The 18,741-nt window shown below is 70.2% G+C and carries 21 protein-coding genes; 14 read left to right on the top strand and 7 right to left on the bottom strand.

What is annotated here, in order from left to right; all coding sequences use genetic code 11:
• Window positions 1-54 precede the first annotated feature (54 nt).
• The 6 genes from C0010_RS11725 to dnaB all read left to right on the top strand — a co-directional run bounded on the left by C0010_RS11725 (window position 55) and on the right by dnaB (window position 4,812).
• Window positions 55-1,143, top strand: coding sequence for a Fic family protein (locus C0010_RS11725; RefSeq protein ID WP_158685488.1), 1,089 nt, complete (start codon window positions 55-57; stop codon window positions 1,141-1,143).
• A gap of 147 nt (window positions 1,144-1,290) precedes the next feature.
• On the top strand, window positions 1,291-1,653 hold the full coding sequence (gene rpsF, locus C0010_RS11720) for a 30S ribosomal protein S6 (RefSeq protein ID WP_105567267.1): 363 nt from the start codon (window positions 1,291-1,293) through the stop codon (window positions 1,651-1,653).
• A gap of 9 nt (window positions 1,654-1,662) precedes the next feature.
• Complete coding sequence (locus C0010_RS11715) at window positions 1,663-2,166, top strand: single-stranded DNA-binding protein (protein ID WP_105567266.1); 504 nt, start codon at window positions 1,663-1,665, stop codon at window positions 2,164-2,166.
• Window positions 2,167-2,191: 25 nt separating this feature from the next.
• Window positions 2,192-2,446, top strand: coding sequence for a 30S ribosomal protein S18 (gene rpsR / locus C0010_RS11710; protein WP_087053732.1), 255 nt, complete (start codon window positions 2,192-2,194; stop codon window positions 2,444-2,446).
• 9 nt (window positions 2,447-2,455) lie between these two features.
• Window positions 2,456-2,911 carry a 50S ribosomal protein L9 gene (gene rplI / locus C0010_RS11705; protein ID WP_105567265.1) on the top strand — a complete coding sequence of 152 codons (456 nt, stop codon included), beginning with the start codon at window positions 2,456-2,458 and terminating at the stop codon, window positions 2,909-2,911.
• A 515-nt stretch (window positions 2,912-3,426) separates the two neighbouring features.
• The gene (dnaB, locus tag C0010_RS11700) at window positions 3,427-4,812 is read left to right on the top strand and encodes a replicative DNA helicase (RefSeq protein ID WP_232531930.1); all 1,386 of its coding nucleotides are present in this window, start codon (window positions 3,427-3,429) and stop codon (window positions 4,810-4,812) included.
• Window positions 4,813-4,947: 135 nt separating this feature from the next.
• Here dnaB and C0010_RS11695 read toward each other — a convergent pair whose 3' ends face one another.
• The 5 genes from C0010_RS11695 to C0010_RS11675 form a co-directional block, all read right to left on the bottom strand.
• Window positions 4,948-5,712 (bottom strand): ABC transporter permease, encoded by a 765-nt coding sequence (locus C0010_RS11695; protein WP_105567263.1) that lies wholly within the window; start codon window positions 5,710-5,712, stop codon window positions 4,948-4,950.
• On the bottom strand, window positions 5,709-6,482 hold the full coding sequence (locus C0010_RS11690) for an ABC transporter ATP-binding protein (protein WP_105567262.1): 774 nt from the start codon (window positions 6,480-6,482) through the stop codon (window positions 5,709-5,711). The genes C0010_RS11695 and C0010_RS11690 overlap by 4 nt, the downstream gene beginning before the upstream one ends.
• Complete coding sequence (locus C0010_RS11685; RefSeq protein WP_105567261.1) at window positions 6,479-6,850, bottom strand: DUF1048 domain-containing protein; 372 nt, start codon at window positions 6,848-6,850, stop codon at window positions 6,479-6,481. Before C0010_RS11685 ends, C0010_RS11690 begins: the two co-directional genes overlap by 4 nt.
• A gap of 2 nt (window positions 6,851-6,852) precedes the next feature.
• Entirely contained in the window at window positions 6,853-7,212 is a 360-nt protein-coding gene (locus tag C0010_RS11680) for a PadR family transcriptional regulator (RefSeq protein ID WP_105567260.1), read from the bottom strand.
• A 151-nt stretch (window positions 7,213-7,363) separates the two neighbouring features.
• A complete protein-coding gene (locus C0010_RS11675) occupies window positions 7,364-8,278 on the bottom strand; it encodes a DUF808 domain-containing protein (RefSeq protein WP_105567258.1) in 915 nt (304 codons plus the stop codon).
• Between the two features lie 150 nt (window positions 8,279-8,428).
• Between C0010_RS11675 and C0010_RS11670 the strand changes: the two genes are divergently transcribed.
• From C0010_RS11670 to C0010_RS11660, 3 genes are all read left to right on the top strand, one after another.
• Entirely contained in the window at window positions 8,429-9,070 is a 642-nt protein-coding gene (locus tag C0010_RS11670) for an acyl-CoA synthetase (RefSeq protein WP_105567257.1), read from the top strand.
• Window positions 9,067-9,444: an amino acid transporter gene (locus tag C0010_RS11665; RefSeq protein ID WP_198410820.1), complete on the top strand. Its 378-nt coding sequence runs from the start codon at window positions 9,067-9,069 to the stop codon at window positions 9,442-9,444. Before C0010_RS11670 ends, C0010_RS11665 begins: the two co-directional genes overlap by 4 nt.
• Window positions 9,445-9,664: 220 nt before the next feature.
• A complete protein-coding gene (locus C0010_RS11660) occupies window positions 9,665-10,429 on the top strand; it encodes an FHA domain-containing protein (protein ID WP_232531929.1) in 765 nt (254 codons plus the stop codon).
• A gap of 276 nt (window positions 10,430-10,705) precedes the next feature.
• Here C0010_RS11660 and C0010_RS11655 read toward each other — a convergent pair whose 3' ends face one another.
• On the bottom strand, window positions 10,706-12,052 hold the full coding sequence (locus C0010_RS11655) for a cation:dicarboxylate symporter family transporter (protein WP_105567256.1): 1,347 nt from the start codon (window positions 12,050-12,052) through the stop codon (window positions 10,706-10,708).
• Window positions 12,053-12,182: 130 nt separating this feature from the next.
• On the opposite strand from C0010_RS11655, the gene C0010_RS15030 reads away from it, so the two are divergent.
• The gene (locus C0010_RS15030; protein WP_158685487.1) at window positions 12,183-13,541 is read left to right on the top strand and encodes a sensor histidine kinase; all 1,359 of its coding nucleotides are present in this window, start codon (window positions 12,183-12,185) and stop codon (window positions 13,539-13,541) included.
• Between the two features lie 52 nt (window positions 13,542-13,593).
• Complete coding sequence (locus C0010_RS11640) at window positions 13,594-14,286, top strand: response regulator (RefSeq protein WP_105567255.1); 693 nt, start codon at window positions 13,594-13,596, stop codon at window positions 14,284-14,286.
• Between the two features lie 98 nt (window positions 14,287-14,384).
• On the opposite strand, the gene purB is transcribed toward C0010_RS11640, so the two are convergent.
• Window positions 14,385-15,767, bottom strand: coding sequence for an adenylosuccinate lyase (gene purB / locus C0010_RS11635; RefSeq protein ID WP_105567254.1), 1,383 nt, complete (start codon window positions 15,765-15,767; stop codon window positions 14,385-14,387).
• Window positions 15,768-15,922: 155 nt separating this feature from the next.
• Between purB and C0010_RS15025 the strand changes: the two genes are divergently transcribed.
• From C0010_RS15025 to C0010_RS11620, 3 genes are all read left to right on the top strand, one after another.
• Complete coding sequence (locus C0010_RS15025; RefSeq protein WP_158685486.1) at window positions 15,923-16,186, top strand: hypothetical protein; 264 nt, start codon at window positions 15,923-15,925, stop codon at window positions 16,184-16,186.
• Window positions 16,183-17,529: a hypothetical protein gene (locus tag C0010_RS11625; protein WP_105567253.1), complete on the top strand. Its 1,347-nt coding sequence runs from the start codon at window positions 16,183-16,185 to the stop codon at window positions 17,527-17,529. The genes C0010_RS15025 and C0010_RS11625 overlap by 4 nt, the downstream gene beginning before the upstream one ends.
• A 104-nt stretch (window positions 17,530-17,633) precedes the next feature.
• Window positions 17,634-18,740 carry a DUF2332 family protein gene (locus C0010_RS11620; RefSeq protein ID WP_232531928.1) on the top strand — a complete coding sequence of 369 codons (1,107 nt, stop codon included), beginning with the start codon at window positions 17,634-17,636 and terminating at the stop codon, window positions 18,738-18,740.
• The last annotated feature ends 1 nt before the right edge of the window (window position 18,741 follow it).

The raw sequence follows: 18,741 nt of genomic DNA, 5'->3' as shown, positions 1-18,741 counted from the left end.
ATGCTGATGACAGGCCCGATCTCCGTTCCGCATCCGGAGTTCGACTCCGAACTCATGGCGACGATCTTCGAGATCGAGAGGCTCCGGGCCGACGTCGGCGCCATGGCAACGACCCCCGTCGAGGTGTTCAGCGAGCTTCACTCCCTGTTCAACGTCGTGATGAGTGTCGTCTCTGCCCGCATCGAAGGCAACCATACGACCGTGTACGACGCCCTGGAGGGCGCGGCCGCCGGTGGTGCGTCGCATCCCGAGGAGCAGATCCGCGAGATCGTCAACATCGATGAAGCTGCACGCTTCATCGACGGCATGGACGCCGGACAGTTGCTGACCCACGCCTTGGTTCGAGAGCTGCACTCGCGGACCGTCCGGGACCTCGACCGCGAAGGCGATCGGACACCCGGCGCGTACCGCGGCGTCGACGTTGCGATCTCGGGCTCCGCGCACATACCGCCGTCGCACGCGGCGGTACATGCCGAGATGAGCGAGCTGCTGGATTTCTCGAACCGGAGGCTTCCGATGCACGAGCAGATGCTCCAGGTCGCCGTTGCGCACCACCGCTTCGTCTGGATCCATCCGTTCAGCAACGGCAACGGTCGGGTCTCACGTCTGTTCACGTACGCGATGTTGCGCCGCACGGTCTTCTCGACGCGAGGGCGGGTCGCCCTGAACCCGACGTCGGTGTTCGGGAATGACCGGGCGGCATACATCGCGGCGCTGGAAGCGGCCGATCCGCTGTCCGAGCGGGGGCTGCTCGAATGGGCGCAGTTCTTCGCGCGGGGCATTCGTGACGACCTCGGGCGTGTGATCCGGCTCCAGGATCTGGAGTTCGTGGCGGACGAGCTGGTCGGCCCGGCGCTCGTGCTGCTGGAACGCGACGGTGCGTTGGCGTCGCGCGAGCGCAGTGCGTTGCGGATCGTGCTGCGCGCAGGGAGCGTGCGAGCGGGTGACCTGGAACCCGCGTTCCCCGGAACGGCGGCGCAGCGCTCGCGGGCAATACGCAGCATGCTGGACCGAGGCCTGCTGTCGCATGCGGCGGGGCCGAGGACGTACCGGGTCAGGCTTGCCGGCGGCCCGATCGCCCCGCGACTGATACGACGTCTGGACGAACTCGGGTACCTGCCGAAGATGCTCTCGGGCGACTGACCGCTTCCGGTAGCGGCCCAGGTTCGCTTCCGCTAGACTCGACTGGTTGTGTGCCGCAGGGCTCCCGCCCCGTGCGCGCAACGTGCAACACACCCTCCTGCTGTCGGGAAATGCCCGGCAGCCGACGAGTCCGAAGGAGGTGGGTAAGTGACGCACCAGTACGAACTCATGGTGATTCTTCAGCCTGAGATCGACGAGCGCCAGGTCCCCACGATTCTCGACAAGTTCCTCAAGGTCATCACCGACGCTGAGGGCACCATCGAGAACATCGACATCTGGGGCAAGCGCCGGTTCGCCTACGAGATCCAGAAGAAGAACGAGGGCATCTACGCCGTCGTCAACTTCACTGCGACGAGCGAGGCGACCAACGAGCTCGACCGCCAGCTGGGTCTGAACGAGCAGGTCATCCGGACCAAGGTTCTGCGCGCCGAGGAGGCCATCGCGATGGTCGCCGCCGAGGCGAAGCGTGCCGAGGAGAAGGCCGCTCGCAAGACGGCGGCCAAGGCCTAAGGTCATCCGATGGCAGGCGAAACCGTAATCACCGTCGTGGGCAACCTGACCGCGGACCCGGAGCTGCGCTACACGCAGAACGGCATCCCGGTCGCAAACTTCACGATCGCTTCGACACCGCGGAACTTCGACCGCGCGTCGGGGGAGTGGAAGGACGGCGAGGCACTCTTCCTGCGGGCGAGCGTGTGGCGTGACTACGCCGAGCACGTTGCCGGTTCGCTGACGAAGGGCATGCGCGTCGTCGCACAGGGTCGTCTGCGTCAGCGCTCCTACGAGACGCGCGAAGGCGAGAAGCGCACGACGATCGAGCTCGAGATCGATGAGATCGGGCCGTCGCTGCGCTACGCCACCGCTCAGGTCACCCGCACTCAGGGTGGCAGCGGCGGGCAGTCGCGCCAGGCCGTCGGGGGCCAGCAGGCCCCGAGCAGCGAGCCGTGGTCGACGCCCGGATCGCAGTCGGGCGGCGACGCGTGGAGCACCCCGGGGTCGTTCAGCGACGACACCCCCTTCTAATTCACTTACTCAGACAGAGGAAACCATGGCTGGAAAGTCGAGCGGCGACCGCCGCAAGCCGCGGAAGGGCGCGAAGAACGCCGCCCCCGCGAAGTCCATCCGGGTCGGCGTCATTGACTACAAGGATGTCGCGACCCTTCGCAAGTTCATCTCGGAGCGCGGCAAGATCCGCGCCCGTCGCATCACCGGTGTGTCCGTGCAGGAGCAGCGTCTGATCGCCAAGGCGATCAAGAACGCGCGCGAGATGGCTCTCCTGCCCTACTCCGGCGCTGGCCGGTAAGGAGCACCCATGTCGAAGCTGATTCTCACGAACGAGGTCGACGGCCTGGGCAGCGCCGGCGACGTCATCGAGGTCAAGGCCGGGTACGCCCGCAACTACCTCATCCCCCAGGGCTACGCCGTGGCCTGGACGCGCGGCGGCGAGAAGCAGGTCGCGTCGATTCGCGCGGCCCGCGAGGCTCGCGCCATCGCGACCCACGACGAGGCCGCCGACCTCAAGGCGAAGCTCGAGGCCGGCAAGGTCAAGCTCGCCGTCAAGGCCGGTGGCGAGGGCCGCCTGTTCGGTTCGGTGCGCCCTGCGGACATCGCAAAGGCCGTCGCCGATGCGGGCCTGGGTGAGCTGGACAAGCGCAAGATCACCATCCCGTCGCCGATCAAGTCGGTCGGCAACCACGAGGCCGTCGTGCGCCTGCTCGACGACGTCGTCGCGACGATCCCCCTGCAGGTCGTCGCCCTCAAGAAGTAAGGCGCCTCGCGCGCACAGAACGGCGCGGGTCCGATCCGTCGGACCCGCGCCGTTCTGCGTGCCCGCGCGGCGTCGGGGACCGGTTGCCCGGGGGCGCGGCCAGGTGCCCGGATGCGGCTGCCCGGGGTGGGCGGGGGAGTCGGCTCGGAATACCGCTGCTCCACCGGCTTGTGGAGAGTTCTGCGCGTCTTGTCAACCTTCAAGCGTGTCTTTAATCACACCCGTTCCACAGGGTGTGAGGGAGTGGAACCCCAGGTCAGAGGTCAGAAAAAACCTTGACTTCGGCGTCAGGTCGACCGTTCTCCACAGGCTCCGTCCACATGCATGTCGGCGTTTTGCCCAGACTCTCCACACAGTTATCCACAGGGGGAATTGCGGCTGGGCGCACGCGCTCGTAGCGTGTTCACGCGGACGTTCGACGGCCGCGCCGGGTCAGGCGCGTGGGCGATGTCTGAGGTCCGTGATCCGATGTCAGTGCCGCGATACTCGTGGCAGCAATGAGCTGGGAGGGCTGCGTGTCGATCGCTGACATTTCGGAGGAACGCCTCGGTCGGTCGTACGAGTCGGAGCGCACCCCGCCGCACGACCTCCTCGCGGAGCAGAGCGCGCTCGGCGGCATGATGCTGTCGAAGGACGCGGTCGCCGACGTCATCGAGACGCTCCACGGCGTCGACTTCTACGTTCCCAAGCACGAGCTGATCTTCGACGCGATCCTGTCGCTCTACTCGCAGGGCGAGCCGACCGACGTCGTCGCGGTGACGGACGAGCTCATCAAGACGGGCAACCTCCAGCGCGCCGGTGGTGCCGACTACCTGCACACGCTCACGTCGATCGTGCCGACCGCCGCGAACGCGGGATACTACGCCGGCATCGTGCAGGAGAAGGCGATGCTCCGCCGCCTCGTCGAGGCCGGCACACGCATCGTGCAGATGGGCTACCAGGGCCAGGGTGACGCGACCGAGCTCGTGAACGCGTCGCAGGCCGAGATCTACGGCGTCACGGGCGGCGAGCAGTCCGAGGACTACGTCCCCCTCACCATCGCCGTCGACGCCGCGGTCGAGGAGATCGAGGCTGCGCGCGGCAGCGACGGCCAGATGACGGGCGTGCCGACCGGGTTCACCGAGCTCGACCGGGTCACGAACGGTCTGCACGGCGGGCAGATGATCGTCGTCGCGGCCCGCCCCGCCATGGGCAAGTCGACCCTCGCGCTCGACTTTGCGCGCTCGGCTGCGATCAAGAACGACCAGCCGACGATCTTCTTCTCGCTCGAGATGGGGCGCAGCGAGATCGCGATGCGCCTCCTCAGCGCCGAGGGTGCGGTCCCGCTGCAGAACCTCCGCAAGGGCACGCTCGACTCGCGCGACTGGACGAAGCTGGCCCAGACGCGCGGCCGGATCAACGAGGCGCCGCTGTACATCGACGACAGCCCGAACATGACCCTCGTCGAGATCCGTGCCAAGTGCCGCCGCCTGAAGCAGCGCGTCGGCCTCAAAATGGTCGTCATCGACTACCTGCAGCTGATGACGAGCGGCAAGCGGGTCGAGTCGCGCCAGCAGGAGGTCAGCGAGTTCTCGCGCGCCCTGAAGCTCCTCGCGAAGGAGCTGCAGGTGCCGGTCATCGCGCTCTCGCAGCTGAACCGTGGCGCCGAGCAGCGCACCGACAAGCGCCCGCAGGTCAGCGACCTGCGCGAGTCCGGTTCGATCGAGCAGGACGCCGACATGGTCATCTTGCTGCACCGAGACTCGGTGTACGACAAGGAGGCCCGCCCCGGCGAGGCCGACCTGATCGTCGCCAAGCACCGCAACGGCCCGACCGCCGACATCGAGGTGGCCTTCCAGGGGCACTACTCCCGCTTCGCCGACATGGCCCCCGCGGGCTTCGGAGACGACGAGCCGGTCTGACCGGGGAGCGTCGCACGGCCGCACGAGATCGCGGAGCGCTGAGCACCCCGGCCCTCGCCGGGCACGGCGATGCGTCGCCGGGTGCCGAACCCGGCGGCGCATCGCCCTGCCCGTGTGGGCTGGACAGCCCGCACCTCAGCGCAGCCTCTTGCGGTAGACAGCGATCGCGCCGATGTACGCCGCCGCCAGGATGCCGACGAGCCAAGCCATCGCGACCCAGATGTCGGTTCCGACGGGCTGCCCCGCGAACAGCGCCCGGACGGTGTTGACGATCGAGGTGACCGGCTGGTGCTCCGCGAACCAGGCGACAGGCCCCGGCATCGTGTCGGTCGGCACGAATGCCGAGCTGATGAACGGCAGGAAGATCAGCGGGTAGCTGAACGCGCTCGCGCCGTCCACGGTCTTGGCCGAGAGGCCGGCGATCACGGCCACCCAGGTGAGGGCCAGCGTGAACATGATCAGGATGCCGGCGACGGCCAGCCAGGCGCCGATGGAGGCCCCGGTGCGGAAGCCCATCAGCAGCGCGACGCCGACGACGATCGCGAGCGACACGACGTTCGACACCAGCGACGTGAGCACGTGCGCCCACAGCACACTGGAGCGACCGATCGGCATCGACTGGAACCGCTCGAAGATGCCGCCCTGCATGTCGAGGAACAGCCGGTACGCCGTGTATGCGATTCCGGATGCGATCGTGATCAGCAGGATGCCCGGGAGCATGTAGTCGATGTACGACCCGTCGGAGCCGGTGTCGATCGCCCCGCCGAAGACGTAGACGAAGATCAGCATCAGGGCGATCGGGGTGACCGCGGTCGTGATGATCGTGTCGGGGCTGCGCAGGATGTGCCGCAGCGAGCGGCCGGTGAGCACACCGGTGTCCGCGAGGGCGTGCGAGGTCATGATGCGTCCTCCTTGCTGGTGTCGGGGCCCACGAGTGCGAGGAAGACCTCTTCGAGGGTCGGCTGCTTCTCGACGTACTCGACCTTCGCCGCCGGCAGCAGCCGCTTCAACTCGTCGAGGGTGCCGTTCTGGATGATGGTGCCCTCGTGCAGGATGGCGATGCGGTCGGCGAGCTGCTCCGCCTCATCGAGGTACTGCGTCGTGAGCAGCACCGTGGTGCCGTTCTTCGCGAGCTTCCGCACCGTGTCCCAGACCTCGATGCGCGACTGCGGGTCGAGGCCCGTGGTCGGTTCGTCGAGGAAGATCACGGGCGGGTTCCCCACGAGGCTCATCGCGATGTCGAGCCGGCGTCGCATGCCGCCGGAGTACTCGCCGGCCTTGCGGCCGCCGGCATCCGTCAGTGAGAACCGGGCGAGCAGGTCGTCCGCGATCCTCCCCGGGTGCTTCAGGTGGCGCAGCTGGGCGATGAGAACGAGGTTCTCGCGCCCCGTCAGGACCTCGTCGACCGCGGCGAACTGCCCCGTGAGGCTGATCGACTCGCGCACATCGTTCGCGGCGGATGCCGTGTCGAAGCCGTTCACGGATGCCGTTCCGGCATCCGCCTTCAGGAGCGTCGAGAGGATGCGCACGATCGTCGTCTTGCCGGCGCCGTTGGAGCCGAGCAGGGCGAAGATGCTGCCGGGGGCGACCTCGAATTCGACGCCGCGGAGCACATCGAGCTCTCCGAACGACTTCCGGATGCCGCGCACCCGGATCGCTGCGCTCGTCATGATCGCTTGTCCTTTCCGATGGCCTCGTCGAACGCCTTGTTCAGGCGTGCGCGCTCCTTGTCGATCCATTCCCTGCCCTGGTAGGCACGGGCGAACGTCTCGGTGAACTCCACCGGGTCGTCGCCGACGATGTCCTGCACAGGGGTCCCGTCGACGGACGCGCGCTCCCACAGGTCCACCAGGTCGGTGAACATCTGCGCCAGCGTGTCGCCGTCGGTGAAGCCGCCGTAGTACATGAAGTACCGGTTCATCGCGGCCGCGGCGGTGCGGTAGGGCTCGGGAAGAGCCTCCATGCGCGCCCTGTCCTGCTTGTACTGCTTCTTCTGCTCGAGCGATCCGGTGATCGTCTCAATCCACTTCGCGGCCATGATCAGTTCCCTTCGTCGGTCGTGCCGTTGTCGTCGTTGTCGGTGCGGCGGAGCTGTTCGATACGCTCCGCCAGGAAGGTCCACGTCTTCCAGAACTCGGTGAGCTGGGCTCGACCTGCCCGGTTCATCGAGTAGACCTTGCGGGGCGGGCCCTTCTCGGACGGGACCTTCTCCACGTCCACGAGGCCCTTCTGCTCGATCCTGACGAGCAATGCGTAGACGGTGCCCTCCGCGATGTCCGCGAACCCCTGGTCCCGCAGCCGCGCCGTGATCTCGTATCCGTACGCGGCGCGATCGGCCAGGATCGCGAGCACGATGCCTTCGAGCGAGCCCTTCAGCATCTCGGTCATCTGATTCGCCATTGCGATCACCTCCCTCTCTACTCTGTATCGCTGACTACCACTACAAAGTAACACTGAGTACCGGTACTTGGCAACACTGAATAGCAAAAACCTCCGTGAGCGCCATGGTGGCGCCGACGGAGGACTTCGCTGAGGAGGTAGTGGCTCGGTGTCAGTGCACCTGTGCCGGGCTCTCGCCGCCCTCTGTGAACGAGGGGCGCTTGCCGATCATCCGGCCGATCAGCAGCACGACGGCGACGATCACGAGGCCCCAGGCGAGGCCGGCGAGCGCCGAGACGACCGTCTCGCCCGCCCAGGCGACGACGGCTCCGGCCGGCTCGAGGGCGTGGTGCACGCCGTGCAGCAGGTCGGAGAAGAACACCAGGCCGACCTCGCCGAGGTTGGCGAGCAGCAGGTGGCCGCCGACCCACAGCATCGCGATCGTGCCGATGACGCTGATGGTGCGGAAGACGCCGGGCATCGCGCGCACGAGGGAGTCGCCGAATCCGCTCCAGCGCGAGCCCTCGTTCTCGGCGAGGGCGGCCCCGACGTCGTCGATCTTCACGAGCAGCGCGACGGCGCCGTACACGACGCCCGTCATCAGGAGCGCGATCACCGCGAGGGCCGCGACGGTGCCCCAGATGCCCATGCCCGCGTCGAGCCCGGCGAGCGAGATGAGCATGATCTCCGTCGACAGGATGAGGTCGGTGCGCACGGCGCCGAAGATCAGCTGCTTCTCGTTGCGCGCGCTCTCCTTCTCGTGCCCGTGGTGCATGCCGAACCACTCGAGCACCTTCTCGGCGCCCTCGAAGCAGAGGTAGGTTCCGCCGGCGATCAGCAGGTACGGCAGCACACCGGGGGCGAACGCCGTCAGGAGGAGGGCGATCGGGATGATGATGACGAACTTGTTCACGAGGGACCCGACCGTGATCCAGCCGATCACCGGCAGCTCGCGCGCCGGGCGCAGGCCCGCGACGTACTGCGGTGTGACAGCGGCGTCATCGATCACGACGCCCGCCGCCTTGGACGACGCCTTCAGCGCGGCGCTCAGGATGTCGTCGACGACCGCCAGCAGACCAACCGACATGGCACTCCCTCTCGTGGTGGTGACACACAACATTAGCGGCGGGAGGTATCCGCGCGATGCGGCTCGGGAGCGGCTCGCGGCATCCGGATTCGCTCAGGTGCGATCACTAGGATGGCGGTACTCACTTCGCCGGACTCTCGAGGTCGTCCCATGTCATCCGCAGCCGCCGCGCCGTTCACGACGCGGAACGTCCAGCTGGTGCGCGCGCTCATCGCCGCCGCCGCAGCCGCGATGATCACGTTCTCCTCCGACAAGTCGTACCTCGTCGGCCTCACGGTGTTCTCGGGCTTCGCCGTCACCTCGGCGCTCGTGCTCGGCCTCGCCGCGTTCCTCGTGAACGACCGCACCCGCAGGCCCGGCTTCCTGGTGCTCGCCGCGTTCGACCTCGTCGCGGGCATGGTGACGGCGATCCAGCCGGCCCGCTCGGTCCTGCTGCTGTTCGTCGTGCTCCTCGCGTGGGCGGCGGCGACGGGCATCGCCGAGCTGTGCTTCGGGCTCGCCGATCGCAGAGCGGGCCGCGATCGCGTCGTGGCGCGAGATGGCATCGTCATCGGCGCGCTCACGCTCCTGCTGGGCGTGCTCATCGCCTTCGTGCCGCCGGCGTACAGCCTCGACTACTACATCGAAGAGGCCGGCCAGACGTTCAACCTTTCGGGCCAGATCATCATGGTGGGGCTGTTCGGCGGCTACGCCGCGATCATCGCCGTCTACCTCGCGATCGCCGGCCTGTCGCCGGCGCCCGCCGCCGATCCGGCACCGACTGCCCCCGACCACGAGAAGGACACCGCGTGACCGATAAGACCCGCCGCCGCGACCTGATGCGCCCCGCCCAGCTGCTGGGCGTCGCGTTCGTGTGCGCGGCGTTCGCCGGGATCATCACGGCGACCTCGATGGGCGCGTTCACCTCGATCCCCGGTGACGAGAAGCTGCGCGTCTGGACGATCGCGGGCGTCGTCGCCGGTGTCGCATTCATCGCGGTCCTGCTCATCGTCTCGCTGCTGCTCCTCGCGATCGATCCCGCTGACGTCGAGAAGACCGTCGACGGCCCCGTGCTGATCGGTCACGACGAGCACGTCGACCCGGATGACGCCCCCGGCGCCGCCAGCGAGGGCGACGATCAGGACGGCGGCCGCGAGCGCGGCGACGCCGGTTCGCCATCGGCCTGAGCCGCCCGTCGGGCGCGAGCTCCCGCCTTCCCCGGGAGGCCGCGCGCCGCGCCGCAGCGGCGGTCTCCCGCGCGGCGACGTGCGCATCCGGTGGCTGCGCCCGCTCGGCCCGGGTCGCGGCGTCCGAGTATACTGCGAACCGCCAATAGACTGGTCCGCGTGCGTCGCGCGCGAAGCCTGTGTGCGCGGCGGCTGGGGGCAGACGAAACCAGGGGGAGCCATGTCGCAAGACACCGGGGAGATCGAGCAGTCGACGGTGCCGGCGGAGCCGGGCAGGGCGAGGCCGCTGCGCCTCGAGTTCGCGGGCGAGTGGTTCGAGATCCAGCCGGGGAGCGCCTTCACGATCGGGCGCGAGGCCGACCTCGAGATCGACGACAACCAGTACCTGCACCGCGTCTTCCTCGAGGTGAGCTTCCGCGACGGCCTGTGGTGGCTCGCGAACGTCGGCTCGCGCCTGTCGGCCACCGTCTCGAGCGCCGGCGGCGCCGTGCAGTCGTGGCTGTCGCCCGGCGCCAACATCCCGATCGTGTTCGAGCAGTCGACGATCGTGTTCACGGCGGGGCCGACGACGTATGAGATCGGCGTGCACGCCTCCGAGCCGCAGTTCTCGGTGTCGTCGCAGGTCAAGAACTCCACGAGCGGCGAGGCGACCGTCATGCCCGTCAGCTTCACGCCGCTCCAGAAGCAGCTCATCGTCGCGCTGGCCGAGCCGATGCTGCGCCGCGACGGCGTCAGCATGAGCGAGCTCCCCTCGTCGACGCTCGCGGCGGAGCGCCTCGGCTGGACGATGAGCAAGTTCAACCGCAAGCTCGACAACGTCTGCGACAAGCTCGACCGGATGGGCGTGCAGGGGCTGCGGGGAGGCCCCGGCAAGCTCGCGACGAACCGCCGCGCCCGCCTCGTCGAATACGCCGTGTCGTCGAACCTCGTCACCCGTGCCGACCTGGCCCTCCTCGAAGAAGGCGTCATCATCGACGAAGACTGACCGGCGGGCCGCGGGCACGCACCCAGCGGCGTTGTCATCGTCGCTGGCCTGGGGGCCCGCTCCTCTTCCGCCTTGCCGGGCACGCACCCGCGACCCGCCGGTGCACGCACCCTGTGGCGTTGCCATCGTCGCTGGCCTGGGGGGCCCGCTCTTCTTCCGCCTTGCCGGGCACGCGCCCGCGACCCGCCGGCGCACGCCATCCGGCCCCTCCGAGCGACGCGGATCACGGCTTCCGTCCGCAGAGACCGCAATCCGCGTCATACGAAGAGGTGAGCGCTACTTCGTCGCGGCCTCCTCGCGGGCGGCGCGACCGCCCGCGGCGTGGTCGAAGTCGACCATGACCCGCTCGTCGAACGGCTCGTCGCCGGCGAGCACGCGCTGAGCGCGACTGCGGTCGAACTCCTTGGTCCAGGTGCCGATCACGACGGCGGCGACGGCGTTGCCCGTGAAGTTCGTGAGCGCGCGGGCCTCGGACATGAAGCGGTCGATTCCGGTGATCATGCCGACGCCGTCGACGAGGTCGGGCCGGTACGTCTGCAGGCCGCCCGCGAGGGTCGCGAGGCCCGCGCCCGAGACGCCGGCCGCGCCCTTGGAGGCGATGATCATGAACACCAGCAGGCCGATCTGCTCCGAGATCGTCAGCGGGTCGCCCAGCGCCGTTGCGATGAACAGCGACGCCATCGTGAGGTAGATCGCCGTGCCGTCGAGGTTGAACGAATAACCGGTGGGCACCGTGATGCCCGCGACGGGCTTCGAGACGCCGACGTGCTCCATCTTCGCGATGAGGCGGGGGAGGGCCGACTCGCTCGACGACGTCGACACGATGAGCAGGTACTCGCGGGCGAGGTACTTCATCAGCGAGAAGATGTTGATGCGCGCGACGAACCACAGCACGGCGGCGAGGACGACTCCGATGAACAGGGCGCACGTGACGTAGAACGCGCCCATCAGGATCGCGAGCGCCCCGACGGCGTCCCATCCGGTTTCGCCCACGACGCCCGCGATCGCCCCGAAGGCGCCGATCGGCGCGATCCACAGCACCATCGTCAGCACGCGGAAGACGACGGTCTGGATGAGCCCGATGAGGTCGAGCAGCGGCTCGCCGCGCGATCCCATCTGCTGCAGCGCGAAGCCGACCAGCAGCGCGACGAAGAGCACCTGCAGCACCGAGTCTCCCGTGAGCGCCGAGAGCAGCGTCGTCGGGATGATGCTCATCAGGAAGTCGGTCGTGCCGCCGCCCTCGCCGGAGCCCTCCACCTCGTAGTGGGCGTCCGACAGGTCGAGGCCGGCACCCGGGTGGATGATGTTCCCGACGATCAGGCCGATGATGAGGGCCACGGTCGACATGGCGAGGAAGTAGATCAGCGCGAGCCCGCCGACCTTGCCGACCGTCGCCGCCTTCGCGATCGACCCGATGCCCAGCACGATCGTGCAGAAGATCACGGGGGCGATCATCATCTTGATCAGGCCGACGAAGGCCTTGCCGATCCACGCGAGCGATGCGCCGAACTCGGGGGCGATCAGGCCGACGGCCACGCCGGCGATCACGGCGATGATGACGGCGATGTACAGCCAGTGCTCTTTGCCGACGCCCTTGCGGCGGGCGGATGGCGCCTTTGCCATGAGGTTCCTTTCGCTGGTGTTCTCATGCGCCGACCGGGGTCGGCTCCAGCAACCAAGAGTCGTCGGTCGGCTGGGTGAACGCCGAGTTGCGTGCATATTGGTCACGGGCGGCGCGGGCACAATGGGGGCCATGGCTCCGCCCGCCCGCCCATCCGGAACCGCCCCTCGCCGCAGGAGCGTCGCGCGCACGTACCTGGTGGTGCACACCGTCGTCCTCCTCGCCGCGGGCGCGGCGGTGCTGGCGCTCCTCGCGGTCGACGCGCGGCAGACGGCGCGCGCCGAGGCGGAGGCGACGACCGATGCGTTCGTCGACGCGCTCGACCGCGACCCGTTCGTGAGGGAGGCCGCCGCGGACGCATACGAACGAACGGCGGAAGGGATCGAGCCGCGGTCGGCGATCGTCGCCGACGCGTCCGCGCAGCTGCAGCCGTACGTCGAGGAGATCATCGCGACAGGAGACGTCGACTACGTGACGATCATGCATCCGGATCGCACGCGGTACACGCACGCGGACCCGGACGAGATCGGGGGGCCCTTCGTCGGGACCATCGAACCCGCGCTCGAGGGCAGGACCGTCACCGAGGTCTACGAGGGCACGCTCGGCGCCTCCCTGCGGACGACGGGGCCGGTCGTGGAAGGCGGAGAGGTCGTCGGGCTGGTGTCGGCGGGCGTGCTGCTGCGCGACGTCTCGGCCGCCGAGGTCTCGCGCCTCGTCGTCGTCGGCGGGGTGACGCTCCTCTTCGTCGCCTCGGGCATCGTCGCGATGTTCGCGATGTTCCGGCGGCTCGATCGCGTCACCGACAGCAGGGCGCCGGGCGAGCTGCGCGCCGCCTTCGACGAGCAGCGCGAGCTGACCGACGTCAGGACGATCGCGGATGCCCTGCGCGCGCAGGTGCACGAGACCGACAACCGGCTGCACACGATCGCGTCGCTGATCGAGCTCGGCCGCACCGACGAGGCGCTCGAGCTCGCCACCGATCGGCTCGGCGAGGGGCAGCGGCTCATGGACCGGGTCGTCGGCGCGCCCGATCAGCCGGTGATCGCGGCCCTGATGCTCGGCAAGTCGGCGCAGGCGCACGAGCTCGGAGTCGAGATGCACTTCGAGACGCACCTCGAACCGGGAACGCAGGGGCTCGACGCGGGCGACGTCGTCACGATCCTCGGGAACCTCCTCGACAATGCGATCGATGCGGCGGCCGCCGCGCGGCGCGAGGGGACGCCGCCCTGGGTCGAGGCCTACCTCGCGACCGACGAAGCGGGCGAGCTGACGTTCCAGGTCAGCGACAGCGGCGCCGGGGTTCCTCCGGCCGAGCGGGAGCGCATCTTCCGGCGCGGCGTCTCGTCGAAGGGCGACGGAGACGGCCGCCACGGCTACGGCCTGGCGCTCGTCGAGCGCACGGTTTCGCGGCTCGGCGGCGGCATCGAGGTCGGCGAGGCCGCCGGCGGCGGTGCGGAGTTCACGGTCATCCTGCCGCGGGGAGCGGACTGATGGCGCCGCGCGGGCGGGCCGACGCCGCATCGGCCGCAGGGAGGTGCGGCGCATGAGCGCGGGCATCCGGGTCCTGGTCGTCGAGGACGACCCGCGCACGGCGGAGGCGCACGCGGCCTACGTCGAGCGCATGCCGGGCTTCGAACTCGCCGGGATCGCGGGCACGGCCGCCGAGGCGCGGCGCCTCCTCCGCGACGCCGCCGTGCGCGGCGAGCGCATCGGCCTGCTCCTGCTCGACTTCACGCTCCCCGACGGCGACGGGCTGAGCCTCTGCGGCGAACTGCGCGCATCCGGGCTCGTCGTCGACGTCATCGCGGTGACCGCCGAGCGCGGCCTCGACGCCGTGCGCCGGGCCGTCGCCGTCGGCGTCGTGCAGTACCTGATCAAGCCGTTCGCGTTCGCGGCCTTCGCCGAGAAACTCGAGGCCTACGCGGCGTATGCCGAGCGGATGAGCCGTTCGGCGTCGGCGCTCAGCCAGTCGGACGTCGACACCGCGTTCTCGGCGCTGCGCACGTCGAACGCCGCCGGCCTGCCGAAGGGCCTGTCCGAGCAGACGCTCGAATCGGTGCGCACGCTGCTCGCGTCGGGCGCCGCGCTGTCGGCGACCGAGGTCGCCGACAGGCTCGGGCTCTCGCGCGTCACGGCACGGCGGTACCTCGAGCACCTCGTCGACCAGCGCCTCGCGCAGCGGGCGTCGCGCCGGGGCGGCAAGGGCCGCCCCGAGAGCGAGTACGCGGCGGTCTGAGGGGTGCGCCTCATCCGGCCCTTCGAATGACGCCGGCCGCGGTTCCCGGGCGGAGAGACCGGGCCGAGCGCCCTTCGGACCGGCGGCCGATGCCGGCGTCAGATGTGGTCGCGGATCAGGCCCTCGGCGAGGCCCGTGTAGGCGTCGGGTGTGAGCGCGAGCAGGCGCTCCTTGGCGTCGGCGCCGATGTCGAGGCCCTCGACGAACTCCGCGAGGTCGGCGCCGCCGACGCGGCGGCCGCGCGTGAGCTCCTTCAGGAGCGCGTACGGGTCGCTGATCTGGCTGCGGCCCGCGACGACCTCGGCGCGGACGACCGTCTGGATCGCCTCGCCGAGGATCTCCCAGTTGGCGTCGAGGTCGGCCAGCAGCGTCTCGCGCGACAGCGCGATCTGGTCGAGCCCGCCCGCGAGGTTGTTCAGCGCGAGCAAGGAGTGGCCGAACGCGACGCCGATGTTGCGCTGCGTCGTCGAGTCGGTGAGGTCGCGCTGCAGGCGCGACGTGACGAGCGTCTGGGCCAGGGTCGCGAAGACGCCGGCCGAGATCTCGAGGTTCGCCTCGGCGTTCTCGAACTTGATCGGGTTGATCTTGTGCGGCATCGTCGACGACCCGGTGGCGCCCTCGACCGGAATCTGCGTGAAGTAGCCCAGTGAGATGTACGTCCAGATGTCCTGTGCGAGGTTGTGCAGGATGCCGCCCGCGTGCTTCGCTGCGTCGTAGAGCTCGACCTGCCAGTCGTGCGACTCGATCTGCGTTGTGATCGGGTTGAAGTCGAGGCCGAGACCCTCGACGAACCCGCGCGCGATCGACGGCCAGTCGGCGCCCGGATCGGCGACCACGTGGGCCGACCACGTGCCGGTCGCACCCGAGAACTTGCCGAGGTACTCGACGTTCTCGATGCGCCGGATGACCCGCTCGACGCGCCAGACGAACACGCCCAGTTCCTTGCCCATGGTCGACGGCGTCGCCGGCTGACCGTGCGTGCGCGAGAGCATGGGCGCGTCTGCCAGCTCGAGCGCGAGGGCGCGGAGCTTGTCGGTCGTCGCCTTCAGCGCGGGGAGCCAGACCTGCTCGACGGCGCGCTTGACGGTGAGGGCGTACGACAGCGAGTTGATGTCCTCACTCGTGCAGCCGAAGTGGGTGAGCTCGGCGATCGCGTTCAGACCGAGCTGGTCGAGGCGGTCGCGCACGAGGTATTCGACGGCCTTCACGTCGTGGCGGGTGACGGCCTCCTTGGCGGCGAGCCAGTCGATCGACTCCTGGTCGAAGTCGGTGTACAGGGCGCGGAGCCGCTCCTTGGTCGCATCGTCGAGGGGCGCCGTGCCGAACAGCGAGCGGTCGGTCATGGCGATGATCCACTCGACCTCCACCTCGACGCGGGCGCGGTTCAGGCCGGCCTCCGAGAGGAACTCGCCGAGAGGGGCGACCGCGGCCTGGTATCGGCCGTCGAGGGGGCTCAGGGGCTGGGTCGGGAAAGCGCTCACGATGACTCCTGGTCGGGGCGGATGCGGCCGTCTGCCGTCCGGAGAAGTCTACGTGGCGGCCCCGCCCTCGCTCACAGGTGGGGCATCCGGCCGGGTGCCCTCCACAGCGCCGTCTGCTCCTCGCGCGCGGGGCGGACGGCGGGCGATGTTGGGGTATGCCGTTCAGCGCCCCCGTTCTCGTCTCCGACTACCCGATCACCCGGATGCGCATCGTCGCGGCGGAATGCGAGGCGCTCGCCGCCGACCTGCGCGCCATCGGGGTGAGCGTCGACTGGGAGTCGGACGCCGCGCGCGCGTTCTTCGTGCGGGTCGGCGAGACGGTCGGTCAGGTGGCCGCGGTGGGCGGGATCGCGGCCGACGTGGCGAACGCCGTGCAGTGGCAGGTCGACAATGCGCCGGGCGAGGAGGGCGACGGATGAGCATCGAGGTCACGAGCGGGTCGGTCACGGCGGTCGACACCACGTCGCTGCGGGTGGCCGCCGCGCGCGTCGACGCCGTGGCGGATCGCCTGCGGGAGCTGTCGACGACGGCGCAGGAGGCCGCGGTCTTCATCGCGGCGAACCCGACGATGCACGACGGGCGCGCTTTCGACGTGCAGCGCGAAGCGCTGCGCGCCGCCGGTCGGGTCGGGAAGGTCGCACACGACCTGCGCATGGCGGCCGACGAGTACGAGTTCATCGAGCTGCGGTTCCGGTGGATGATGATCGCCTCGCCCCTCATCGCCTACGCGCCGCTCGCGGGCGGCGGCGCTCGCCTGGCACCGCGCGGCGACGCGTCCTCCGTGCGAGAGGCCGAGCGGATCGAGGCGCGCTGGGCCGAGCTCGCCCACGAGAGCCCGCTCGCGATGGAGCGCGCGAACGAGAGGTGGAACGCGTGGCGCGCGGATCCCGACGCCGGGGCGTTCGAGGAGTGGGGCGACGCCGTCGACCGGCTGCCCCTGACGCCGTGGGGTGTGCCGAGCGCCGACCCGGGGTCGGTGCTCGCCGGCGATGTGGGCGCCTCCATCGCCGCGCTCGGCCTGGGCGTGGTTCCCCTGACCGCGCGCCTCGTGGGCAAGGGCGACCCCGCAGCGGTGCGGCCGATGGCGCTGCGAGCCGACGCGTCGGCGCCCGGCAGCCTGCGCGAGGCCGCGGCCCGCATTCCGGATGGCGAGACCGATTCGCGCATCCGAGTCGAGACGTACGAGATGCCGGGCGGCGGGCGAGAGCACGTCGTCTACCTCGCCGGCACACAGGGCGACGGCGACGACGCGTGGGACTGGGGTTCGAACGTCGAGCTGTACCGCGGGCACCGCTCGGCGTCGTACAACGGCCTCGAGCAGGCGCTGGCCGACGCCGGCATCCGGCCCGGCGAGGCGGTGCACGAGATCGGGTTCAGCCAGGGCGCCATGGTGGGCGCCAGGATGGCGGCGGAGGGCGAGTACGACGTGCGCTCCCTGATCAGCCTGGGCTCGCCCATTGATGTCGCGGGCACCGACGGGATGCTGCAGGTGTCGGTGCGGCACACCGATGACGTCGTCACGGCGCTCGCGAACGGCGGGAACCCCGCCGAGGGTGTCCTCGTGTCGAAGCACTACGACCCTGGCGGCGGCCTGCGCGACATCGTGGTGCCGGCCCACCGGCTGCACGCCTACGTCGAGACCGCGGCCGAGGTCGACGCGAGCACCGACCCGCGCCTCGACGAGCTCGACGAGCTGTTCGCGCGCCTCGGCACGGCGCGCTCGGCGACGGCGGTCGAGTTCAGCGCCCAGCGGGCGGAGTGAGCGGCATGCCGGGGCGTCGGGAGCGCGGAGCGATCGCGGCCCCGCGCCGATCGCGGCCCTCCGCCCGCGCGGGTGACGCGCCGGTGTGGGGCACGATGGGTCGGGTGACGGACTCGGGCGAGGCGAAGGGGGCGGCGGCGCTCGCCGCCGTCGAGGTGCGCGAGCGCTACGCGCGGTTCGCCCGCGAAGAGGCGCCGGGGCGCAGCGATCTCTACGCAGAATGGGCTGCAGGCGTCGCGGCCGACCCCGGGGTGCTCCGTGCGCTCGCCGGGCTGGGCGCGCCGCACCGGCAACCGCCGCTCGTGTTCGCCGTGAGCCGGATGCTCGGGGCGCCCGAGGGCCCGTACGCCGGCTGGGCGGGCTTCTTCCGCGCGCACGAAGGGCGGATCGTCGCGGAGTGCGCCGCGCGCTCGGTGCAGACCAACGAGCCGCTGCGATGTGCGCCGCTCGTGTATGCGCTGGAGCGCATTCCCGGCCCGATCGCGCTGCTCGAGGTCGGGGCATCCGCCGGCCTGTGCCTGTTCCCCGAACGGTACGCGTATCGGTTCCGCGCGGAGCCTGTTGGCGACGGCGCGGAACCGCCCGCTCTCCTGGCCGCCGGGTCGGTCGACACGGCCGCTCGCCGGCGGACCGCCGCGGAATCGCGTTCGTCGGCGATGGGGCGAGGCGTCGAGCAGCCGGCATTCAGCTCGGGCTCTGTGCGCCTCGAGCCCGAACTGCGCGGCGGGCTGCCCGCCCCCGAGCGGCTGCCCGATATCGTCTGGCGAGCGGGAATCGATCTCGAGCCGCGAGATGCCCGAGACTCGGCCGATCGCGCCTGGATCTCCGGGCTCGTCTGGCCCGGCGAGGCCGAGCGCGCCGCCCGCATCGCCGCCGCGCTCGACGTCGCGGCGGCCGACCCGCCGCGCATCGTGCGCGGCGACGCGTCCGAGCCGGGCGTGCTCGCCGCGCTCGCCGCGGAGGCGCCCGCGGGCACGACCCTCGTCGTCACGACGCCCGGCGTGCTGCCGCACGTTCCGCGAACGGCCCGCGAGCGGCTGATCGCGATCATCCGGGGCCTCGACGCGCGCTGGGTCACCCTCGACAGCCCGCGTGCCCACGACGCGTGGACGCAGCCGGTCGGCGCGGACGCCGACGGGTTCGTGCTCGCGCTCGACGGCGAGCCGATCGCCCGCGCCGACCCGCTCGGGGGCTGGATCGCGCCGGCGTGAA

Source organism: Microbacterium halophytorum, assembly GCF_002970975.1.
Taxonomy (GTDB): domain Bacteria; phylum Actinomycetota; class Actinomycetes; order Actinomycetales; family Microbacteriaceae; genus Microbacterium; species Microbacterium halophytorum.
The sequence above is the reverse complement of the archived record's forward strand: the minus strand, read 5'-3'. Positions and strand labels throughout refer to the sequence as shown.

Coding starts and splice junctions, on each gene's coding strand:
- C0010_RS11725 (WP_158685488.1), top strand. CDS start 55: ATGGCGACGATCTTCGAGATCGAGAGGCTCCGGGCCGACGTCGGCGCC.
- C0010_RS11715 (WP_105567266.1), top strand. CDS start 1,663: ATGGCAGGCGAAACCGTAATCACCGTCGTGGGCAACCTGACCGCGGAC.
- rpsR (WP_087053732.1), top strand. CDS start 2,192: ATGGCTGGAAAGTCGAGCGGCGACCGCCGCAAGCCGCGGAAGGGCGCG.
- rplI (WP_105567265.1), top strand. CDS start 2,456: ATGTCGAAGCTGATTCTCACGAACGAGGTCGACGGCCTGGGCAGCGCC.
- C0010_RS11695 (WP_105567263.1), bottom strand. CDS start 5,712: ATGACCTCGCACGCCCTCGCGGACACCGGTGTGCTCACCGGCCGCTCG.
- C0010_RS11690 (WP_105567262.1), bottom strand. CDS start 6,482: ATGACGAGCGCAGCGATCCGGGTGCGCGGCATCCGGAAGTCGTTCGGA.
- C0010_RS11685 (WP_105567261.1), bottom strand. CDS start 6,850: ATGGCCGCGAAGTGGATTGAGACGATCACCGGATCGCTCGAGCAGAAG.
- C0010_RS11680 (WP_105567260.1), bottom strand. CDS start 7,212: ATGGCGAATCAGATGACCGAGATGCTGAAGGGCTCGCTCGAAGGCATC.
- C0010_RS11675 (WP_105567258.1), bottom strand. CDS start 8,278: ATGTCGGTTGGTCTGCTGGCGGTCGTCGACGACATCCTGAGCGCCGCG.
- C0010_RS11670 (WP_105567257.1), top strand. CDS start 8,429: ATGTCATCCGCAGCCGCCGCGCCGTTCACGACGCGGAACGTCCAGCTG.
- C0010_RS11660 (WP_232531929.1), top strand. CDS start 9,665: ATGTCGCAAGACACCGGGGAGATCGAGCAGTCGACGGTGCCGGCGGAG.
- C0010_RS11655 (WP_105567256.1), bottom strand. CDS start 12,052: ATGGCAAAGGCGCCATCCGCCCGCCGCAAGGGCGTCGGCAAAGAGCAC.
- C0010_RS15030 (WP_158685487.1), top strand. CDS start 12,183: ATGGCTCCGCCCGCCCGCCCATCCGGAACCGCCCCTCGCCGCAGGAGC.
- C0010_RS11640 (WP_105567255.1), top strand. CDS start 13,594: ATGAGCGCGGGCATCCGGGTCCTGGTCGTCGAGGACGACCCGCGCACG.
- C0010_RS15025 (WP_158685486.1), top strand. CDS start 15,923: ATGCCGTTCAGCGCCCCCGTTCTCGTCTCCGACTACCCGATCACCCGG.
- C0010_RS11625 (WP_105567253.1), top strand. CDS start 16,183: ATGAGCATCGAGGTCACGAGCGGGTCGGTCACGGCGGTCGACACCACG.